Here is an 8,960-nt window from a genome sequence, read left to right as displayed (position 1 = left end):
GGGGTGCCCCCGGCGCGGCACCCGGTGCCCCGCGCGCGGCGGCGACGCGCCCGGCCGGGGCATGTACCCTACGACTCGCACCAGACGGGGTGTGGCGCAGCTTGGTAGCGCGTCCGCTTTGGGAGCGGAAGGCCGTGGGTTCAAATCCCGCCACCCCGACCACTGGCTCACGGTGTCGTGAAGATCGCCTTTTGGGGCGCTGACCGGCTGCGGTTACTATGCAAGCTGCGCGCCCGTGTGTCCGGCCTCATGGCCTGCTACTCCTCCGGGCGGCTATCCGCCGGGGCTGTCTGGCTCCGGCAGAACCCAAGAAGTCAGCCACAAGGAGACCGAACCGTGAAGAGCGCCGTGGAGACCCTGAACCCGACTCGGGTTCGGCTCACTGTCGAGGTGCCCTTCGAGGAGCTCAAGGACAGCCTCGACGCGGCGTACCAGAAGATCAACCAGCAGGTCACGGTGAAGGGCTTCCGCAAGGGCAAGATCCCGGCCCGCGTCATCGACCAGCGGTTCGGTCGTGGTGCGGTGCTCGAAGAGGCCGTCAACGACGCGCTCCCGAAGTTCTACACCGAGGCGGTCAACGAGGCCGAGCTGACCCCGCTGGGCCAGCCCGAGGTCGACATCACCGAGCTGAAGGACGGCGAGACGCTGAACTTCACCGCCGAGGTCGACATCCGCCCGACCCTCGAGATCCCGGACTACTCCGGCATCGAGGTCGAGGTCGACGCCATCGAGGTCAGCGACGAGGACGTCGAGAAGTCGGTCGAGCAGCTCCGTGAGCGCTTCGCCTCGACCTCCCCGGTCGAGCGTGCCGCCGAGGACGGCGACGTCGTGACGATCGACCTGGAGGCCAAGGTCGACGGCGAGGTGCTGGAGGACGGCGTCGCCAGCGGCGTGTCCTACACCATCGGTTCCGGCGAGCTGCTCGACGGCATCGACGAGGCCGTCAAGGGCCTGTCCGCCGGCGAGGAGGCCACCTTCACCTCCGAGCTGAAGGGCGGCTCCGCCGCCGGCCGCGAGGCCGAGGTCACCGTCAAGGTCACCCAGGTCGCCGCCCGCGAACTGCCGGAGCTGGACGACGACTTCGCGCAGCTCGCGTCCGAGTTCGACACCCTGGACGAGCTGAAGGCCGACAGCACCAAGCGGCTGGCCGGCATGAAGCAGTACGACCAGGCCACCCAGGCCCAGGAGCGTGTGCTCGACAAGCTCCTCGAGCTGGTCGAGGTCCCCGTCCCCGAGAAGCTCCTCGAGGACGAGGTCAACACCCGCAAGCACAACCTGGAGCACCACCAGCTCGGCCAGATGGGCCTGACCCTCGACAAGTACCTGGAGATCCAGGGCAAGACCGCCGAGGAGTTCGAGACCGAGACCCGTGAGGCCGCGGTCAAGGGCATCAAGACCCAGTTCGTCCTCGACGAGCTGGTGAAGAAGGAGAACCTGGGCGTCAACCAGGAGGAGCTCACCGAGCACCTCATGCGCCGCGCCGCCTCCTCCGGCATGTCCCCCGACCAGTTCGCCCAGGCCGTCGTCGAGGGCGGCCAGGTTCCGCTGCTCGTCGGCGAGGTCGCCCGCGGCAAGGCCCTGGCCGTTGTCGTCGAGGCCGCCACCGTCAAGGACACCAACGGCGAGATCGTCGACCTGGACGACGAGGACGAGGAGACCGAGGAGACCACCGAGGTCACCGAGGCCACCGAGACCGCCGACGAGAAGACCGAGGGCTGACCCCGAGGTACGTCCGTTTGGCAGCAGGCCCCCGGAAGCGAGTCTTCCGGGGGCCTGCTGCATCACCACGCAGCACTACGCCCCCGGCGAACACCTGCTTCCACGGGATTCACCGGGGGGACCAGAGCGTTAGGGTCCATGAATACGGGGGGCAGGGGAGTCAGCCGACCCCGCCAAGCCCCCGGCAGGACGACGTGAGACGGCCCGGCGCCGTCGTAAGACGAGCAGGTGGATACGTGACGAATCTGATGCCTACCGCCGCCGGCGAGCCCTCCATCGGTGGTGGCCTCGGCGACCAGGTCTACAACCGGCTGCTGGGCGAGCGGATCATCTTCCTCGGCCAGCAGGTCGACGACGACATCGCCAACAAGATCACCGCCCAGTTGCTCCTCCTCGCCGCCGACCCCGAGAAGGACATCTACCTCTACATCAACAGCCCCGGCGGCTCGGTGACGGCCGGCATGGCGATCTACGACACCATGCAGTACATCCCGAACGACGTGGTCACCATCGCCATGGGCATGGCCGCCTCGATGGGCCAGTTCCTGCTCACCGGCGGCGCCGCCGGCAAGCGCTTCGCGCTGCCGCACGCGGACATCATGATGCACCAGGGCTCCGCGGGCCTCGGCGGTACGGTCTCGGACATCAAGATCCAGGCCGAGTACCTGCTGCGTACCAAGAAGCGCATGTCCGAGCTGACCGCCGAGCACTCCGGCCAGACGGTGGAGGCGATCATCCGCGACGGCGACCGCGACCGCTGGTTCACCCCGGAGGAGGCCAAGGAGTACGGTCTCATCGACGAGATCATCACGCACGCCTCGGGTGTCCCGGGAGGCGGCGGCACCGGCGCCTGACCGGCCACCCCGCACGCACGCCACCGACAGCTCCCAGCACGCCACCAGGACGGTGAACACCCCATGAGCAACTTCCCCGGCGCCGCCAGCGGCATGTACGAGGGCCCCCGCCCCGACAGCCGTTACATCATCCCGCGCTTCGTCGAGCGCACTTCCCAGGGCGTCCGCGAGTACGACCCCTACGCCAAGCTCTTCGAGGAGCGCGTGATCTTCCTGGGCGTCCAGATCGACGACGCCTCGGCCAACGACGTCATGGCGCAGCTCCTGTGCCTGGAGTCGATGGACCCCGACCGGGACATCTCGATCTACATCAACAGCCCCGGCGGTGACATGACGGCCCTCACGGCCATCTACGACACCATGCAGTTCGTCAAGCCGGACATCCAGACGGTGTGCATGGGCCAGGCCGCCTCGGCCGCGGCCATCCTGCTCGCCGCCGGCACCCCCGGCAAGCGCATGGCGCTGCCGAACTCGCGCGTGCTGATCCACCAGCCGGCGGGCTCCACCGGGCGCGGCCAGCTCTCCGACCTGGAGATCATCGCCAAGGAGTTCACCCGGATGCGTGAGCAGCTCGAGGACATGCTCGCGAAGCACTCGAACCAGCCGCTGGACAAGATCCGCGAGGACATCGAGCGCGACAAGATCCTCACGGCCGAGGAGGCGCTCCAGTACGGCCTCGTCGACCAGATCATCTCCACCCGCAAGATGAACAACGAAGCGGTCCGCTGACCGAAGTTGCGCACTTCCGGGCCCTCTTGGCAGGGTGCACGTCAAAGTGAACCCTGCCAAGGGGGGCCCGAACACGGGGCCCGGCAAGGTACCGTCGACATAAGGCAGCACCAGGAGTCGTTGGACCCGTTCTGTGTCCAGTCGTCTCCCAGGCGAAGGGGAAGCACACCGTGGCACGCATCGGTGACGGCGGCGATCTGCTCAAGTGCTCGTTCTGCGGCAAGAGCCAGAAGCAGGTCAAGAAGCTCATCGCAGGTCCCGGTGTGTACATCTGCGACGAATGCATCGATCTCTGCAACGAGATCATCGAGGAAGAGCTGGCGGAGACCAGCGAGGTGCGCTGGGAGGAACTGCCCAAGCCCCGCGAGATCTACGAGTTCCTCGAGAGCTATGTGGTCGGCCAGGAAGCGGCCAAGAAGGCCCTCTCCGTCGCGGTGTACAACCACTACAAGCGCGTCCAGGCCGGGGAGAACGGCGGCGGCCAGGGCCGCGAGGACGCGATCGAGCTGGCCAAGTCCAACATCCTCCTGCTCGGCCCCACCGGCTCCGGCAAGACACTGCTGGCCCAGACCCTGGCCCGCATGCTCAACGTCCCCTTCGCCATCGCGGACGCCACCGCGCTGACCGAGGCGGGCTATGTCGGCGAGGACGTCGAGAACATCCTGCTGAAGCTCATCCAGGCCGCCGACTACGACGTCAAGAAGGCCGAGACGGGCATCATCTACATCGACGAGATCGACAAGGTCGCCCGGAAGAGCGAAAACCCGTCGATCACCCGCGATGTGAGCGGCGAGGGCGTCCAGCAGGCGCTGCTGAAGATCCTGGAGGGCACCACCGCATCGGTGCCGCCGCAGGGCGGACGCAAGCACCCGCACCAGGAGTTCATCCAGATCGACACGACGAACGTGCTGTTCATCGTGGGCGGTGCCTTCGCCGGCCTGGAGAAGATCATCGAGGCGCGGGCGGGTGCCAAGGGCATCGGCTTCGGCGCCACGATCCGCTCCAAGCGCGAGCTGGCGGCCAAGGACATCTTCGAGGACATCATGCCGGAGGACCTGGTGAAGTTCGGGATGATCCCCGAGTTCATCGGCCGCCTCCCGGTCATCACCTCGGTGCACAACCTCGACCGCGAGGCCCTGCTCAAGATCCTGGTCGAGCCGCGCAACGCCCTGGTCAAGCAGTACCAGCGCCTCTTCGAGCTGGACGGCGTGGAGCTGGACTTCGAGCGCGAGGCACTGGAGGCCATCGCTGACCAGGCCATCCTCCGCCAGACCGGCGCGCGCGGCCTGCGCGCCATCATGGAGGAGGTCCTGATGTCGGTGATGTACGAGGTGCCGTCCCGCAAGGACGTGGCCCGCGTGGTCATCACGGCCGACGTGGTGCACTCCAACGTCAACCCGACGCTGATCCCGAGGGACTCCCGCGGGCGCGGCCAGGGCGAGCAGAAGACCGCCTGACCCGCAGAGCAGCAAGAAGGGCCCCGGCCGACCGGCCGGGGCCCTTCCGCGTGTCTCCGGCTCACGCCTTGACGCGCACCGCCGAGCGGAACTTGGCGGTCAGCTCCGCGTCCTGCGCCGGGTCGCTGCTGCGGCCCGCCGCCAGGGTGGCGATGTCCATCGGCATCACGAAGCCGACGGTGCTGTGGTCGCCCCACACGCAGAAGGAGAACGTCATCTCCTTGGGCACGCCCTCGCCGCTGCCCGAGGTGTCGCCCTTGGCCTGCTGGCACTTGAGGACCGCGTCCCCGAGCGCCTCCGGCTCGTAGCGCTTGGGCTCACCGATCAGCTTGTACTTGTGCTCGGCGTCCTTGCTGCTCTGGTCCTTCATGTAGGCGAACAGCCCGTCGACGGTCTTCTCCGGGTCGGCGATCCTGCCGTACACCCCGCCGAACTCGATGACCTTCTTGCTCAGCGGGTTGTCCACGTTCCCGGCCGCGTACTCGGCGCTGACGTCCTTCGGGTCCTCGACGCCCCAGTTCTCGGCGTCCTTCAGGTCGTCCTTGGTCATCGCGCCGTTGTCGCTCTTGCCCTTCTTGTACTCCGAGAGCACCGTCGAGGGCGTGACGAGCTTGTGCGGGCCGTCGTCGGCGACATCGCCGCCGCCGCTGCCGCCGGCGAGGACGTAGACGCCCACCGCCACGGCGGCCACCACGGCCACCGCGCCGATGATCAGCCCGTTCCGCCTGGAGTTGTTGCGCCCCTGCACCGGCGGCTGCGGGGAGCCGTAGGGGGCCTGCCCGTAGGGGGCCTGCGGGGGCTGCTGCCCGTAGGGGTTCTGCTGGGGCTGGGCGTACGGGCCCGGCTGCTGGGGCACGCCCTGCTGCTGCGGGTACCCGTAGGGGGCCTGCGGCGGGGCCGGGGGACCGGGCGGGGGCGGCGGGGACTGCGGGTAGCCGTAGCCCGGCTGGGGCGCCTGCGGAGGCCGGCCGTACGGTCCGGGGCTGCCGTAGGGGCCCGGCTGGGCCGGGGGCTGCTGCCCGTAGGGGCCGGGCTGACCAGCCTGACCGTAAGGACCCGGCTGCGGGGGCTGTCCGCCGTACGGGCCCGGCTGGTTGCTGCTCATGGCTGGGTTCCCCTCCAGATGTTCAGGTGTTGCCGCCATCCTTGCCCAGCGGCGGAGAACGGGTGGCACCGGGGGCCGCACCGTTACAGAACAAACGCGTTTCGGGAGCACCCCGCGGCACCTCTAAACTGACCCCCGTGACCGAGAACGCTCAGCAGCAGCCATCAGCGCCCGAGACCGAACTGCCGACCCAGTACGCGCCGGCCGACGTAGAGGGGCCGCTGTACGAGCGCTGGGTGGAGCGGGGCTACTTCGAGGCCGACGAGAAGAGCGACAAGCCGCCCTTCACCGTCGTCATCCCCCCGCCCAACGTCACCGGCAGCCTGCACCTGGGCCACGCCTTCGAGCACACGATCATCGACGCCCTGACCCGCCGCAAGCGCATGCAGGGCTACGAGACCCTGTGGCAGCCGGGCATGGACCACGCCGGCATCGCCACCCAGAACGTCGTCGAGCGCGAGCTGGGCAAGGAGGGCAAGTCCCGCCACGACCTCGGCCGTGAGGCGTTCGTCGAGCGCGTCTGGCAGTGGAAGAGCGAGTCCGGCGGCCAGATCTCCGGCCAGATGCGCCGCCTCGGTGACGGCGTCGCCTGGTCCCGTGAGCGCTTCACCATGGACGAGGGCCTCTCCAAGGCCGTCCAGACCATCTTCAAGCGCCTCTACGACGACGAGCTGATCTACCGCGCCGAGCGCATCATCAACTGGTGCCCGCGCTGTCTCACCGCGATCTCCGACATCGAGGTCGAGTACCAGGACGACGACGGCGAGCTCGTCTCCATGAAGTACGGCGAGGGCGACGAGACGATCGTCGTCGCCACCACCCGCGCCGAGACGATGCTCGGAGACACCGCGGTCGCCGTCCACCCCGAGGACGAGCGGTACCAGCACCTCATCGGCAAGCTGATCAGGCTGCCGCTGACCGACCGCTCCATCCCGGTCGTCGCCGACGAGCACGTCGACCCCGAGTTCGGCACCGGAGCCGTCAAGGTGACCCCGGCGCACGACCCGAACGACTTCGAGATCGGCCAGCGCCACGGCCTGCCGGCCATCACCGTCATGGACGAGCACGCGGTCATCACCACCCCCGGCCCCTTCCAGGGCCTGGACCGCCTGGAGGCCCGCTCCGCCATCGTCGCCGCGCTGCGCGCCGAGGGCCGGATCGTCGCCGAGAAGCGGCCCTACGTCCACTCGGTGGGCCACTGCTCGCGCTGCAAGACCACCATCGAGCCGCGGCTGTCCATGCAGTGGTGGGTCAGGGTCGGCCCGCTCGCCAAGGCCGCCGGTGACGCGGTGCGCGACGGCAAGGTCAAGATCCACCCGCAGGAGATGGAGAAGCGGTACTTCGACTGGGTCGACAACCTGCACGACTGGTGCATCTCGCGCCAGCTCTGGTGGGGCCACCGCATCCCGGTCTGGTACGGCCCCGACGGCGAGGTCGTCTGCGTCGGCCCCGACGAGCAGCCGCCGGCCGGCGAGGGCTGGCACCAGGACACCGACGTCCTCGACACCTGGTTCTCCTCCGGCCTGTGGCCCTTCTCCACGCTGGGCTGGCCCGAGCAGACCGAGTCGCTCGCGAAGTTCTACCCGAACTCCGTCCTGGTCACCGGCTACGACATCCTCTTCTTCTGGGTCGCCCGGATGATGATGTTCGGTCTCTACGCGATGGACGGCACCCCGCCGTTCCACACCATCGCCCTGCACGGCATGGTCCGCGACCAGTTCGGCAAGAAGATGTCGAAGTCCTTCGGCAACGCGGTCAACCCGCTGGACTGGATGGACAAGTACGGCTCCGACGCGCTCCGCTTCACGCTCGCCCGCGGCGCCAACCCCGGTGTCGACGTGCCGATCGGCGAGGACTGGGTCCAGGGCTCGCGGAACTTCGCCAACAAGATCTGGAACGCGACCCGGTTCGCGCTGATGAACGGCGCGACGATCGAGGGGCCGCTGCCGGACGCGTCCGCGATGTCCGCCACCGACCGGTGGATTCTTTCCCGCCTCAACTCGGTCGTGGCCGAGGTCGACGCGTACTACGAGGACTACCAGTTCGCCAAGCTGTCGGACGCGCTGTTCCACTTCGCGTGGGACGAGGTCTTCGACTGGTACGTCGAGCTGTCCAAGACGACCTTCCAGGCGGGCGGGGAGGCGGCCGAGGTCTCCAAGCGGGTGCTGGGCGAGGTCCTCGACGTCACGCTGAAGCTGCTGCACCCGGTGGTTCCGTTCGTCACGGAGACGCTGTGGACGACGCTGACGGGCGGGGAGTCGCTGGTCATCGCCGACTGGCCCTCCGACTCCGGCTTCCGGGACGCTTCGGCCGAGCGGGAGATCGAGTCCCTCCAGTCGGTCATCACCGAGGTGCGCCGCTTCCGCGCTGACCAGGGCCTCCAGCCGGGCCAGCGGGTGCCCGCGCGGCTCACGCTGACCGGTACGGCGCTCGCTCCGCACGAGGCGGCCATCCGTCAGCTCCTCCGCCTGCAGCCCGAGGGCGACTCCTTCACGGCCACGGCCACCCTTCCGGTCGCCGGCGCCGAGGTCGCCCTCGACCTCTCCGGCACGATCGACGTCGCCGCCGAACGCAAGCGTCTCGCGAAGGATCTCGCGGCCGCGGAGAAGGAAAAGGCGGCCGCCACGGCCAAGCTCGGCAACGAGGCGTTCCTCGCGAAGGCCCCGGACGCGGTCGTCGACAAGATCCGCACCCGCCTGGCCAAGGCCGAGGAGGACATGCTCCGCCTCCGGTCCCAGCTGGACCGCCTGCCGCAGGCGTAAGCGAACATGAGCAGCCCCCGGCCCTCTGTGCAGGCGCCGGGGGCTGTCGTTCGCCCGCGGCCCGGGGGCACCTCCCACGCCCCGACTGCCCGCAGCCAAGTGGGAGAACGATTCAGCGAGGCTCGGCTGTGGTTCCCCAGGGGCGCGGGGAACTGCGCGACCGGCCCCCACGGGCCCGCAGCCGAACGAGGGGGACGCGCACGCGCGAGCGATGAAGCGAGGCTCGGCTGTGGTTCCCCAGGGGCGCGGGGAACTGCGCGACCGGCCCCCACGGGCCCGCAGCCGAACGAGGGGGACGCGCACGCGCGAGCGATGAAGCGAGGCTCGGCTGTGG

General features: G+C 69.1%; 6 protein-coding genes and 1 tRNA gene. 6 read left to right on the top strand and 1 reads right to left on the bottom strand.

Annotated features, from left to right (window positions below):
• Positions 1-85 precede the first annotated feature (85 nt).
• From GT030_RS08955 to clpX, 5 genes are all read left to right on the top strand, one after another.
• Positions 86-162, top strand: a tRNA-Pro gene (locus GT030_RS08955).
• Between the two features lie 174 nt (positions 163-336).
• Complete coding sequence (gene tig, locus GT030_RS08950; RefSeq protein WP_161200634.1) at positions 337-1,719, top strand: trigger factor; 1,383 nt, start codon at positions 337-339, stop codon at positions 1,717-1,719.
• 248 nt (positions 1,720-1,967) lie between these two features.
• The gene (locus tag GT030_RS08945) at positions 1,968-2,573 is read left to right on the top strand and encodes an ATP-dependent Clp protease proteolytic subunit (RefSeq protein ID WP_030814130.1); all 606 of its coding nucleotides are present in this window, start codon (positions 1,968-1,970) and stop codon (positions 2,571-2,573) included.
• A gap of 63 nt (positions 2,574-2,636) precedes the next feature.
• Positions 2,637-3,302 carry an ATP-dependent Clp protease proteolytic subunit gene (locus GT030_RS08940; protein WP_086692312.1) on the top strand — a complete coding sequence of 222 codons (666 nt, stop codon included), beginning with the start codon at positions 2,637-2,639 and terminating at the stop codon, positions 3,300-3,302.
• Between the two features lie 170 nt (positions 3,303-3,472).
• A complete protein-coding gene (gene clpX, locus GT030_RS08935) occupies positions 3,473-4,759 on the top strand; it encodes an ATP-dependent Clp protease ATP-binding subunit ClpX (RefSeq protein ID WP_086692315.1) in 1,287 nt (428 codons plus the stop codon).
• Positions 4,760-4,820: 61 nt separating this feature from the next.
• On the opposite strand, the gene GT030_RS08930 is transcribed toward clpX, so the two are convergent.
• Positions 4,821-5,864: a hypothetical protein gene (locus GT030_RS08930; RefSeq protein ID WP_161200633.1), complete on the bottom strand. Its 1,044-nt coding sequence runs from the start codon at positions 5,862-5,864 to the stop codon at positions 4,821-4,823.
• 137 nt (positions 5,865-6,001) lie between these two features.
• Between GT030_RS08930 and GT030_RS08925 the strand changes: the two genes are divergently transcribed.
• Positions 6,002-8,626: a valine--tRNA ligase gene (locus GT030_RS08925; protein ID WP_161200632.1), complete on the top strand. Its 2,625-nt coding sequence runs from the start codon at positions 6,002-6,004 to the stop codon at positions 8,624-8,626.
• Positions 8,627-8,960 lie beyond the last annotated feature (334 nt).

The sequence above is a fragment of the Streptomyces sp. SID1328 genome (assembly GCF_009865595.1).
Classification (GTDB): Bacteria; Actinomycetota; Actinomycetes; order Streptomycetales; family Streptomycetaceae; genus Streptomyces; species Streptomyces griseoluteus.
Note: the sequence above shows the minus strand (reverse complement) of the source record. Positions and strands in the feature narration are given on the sequence as shown.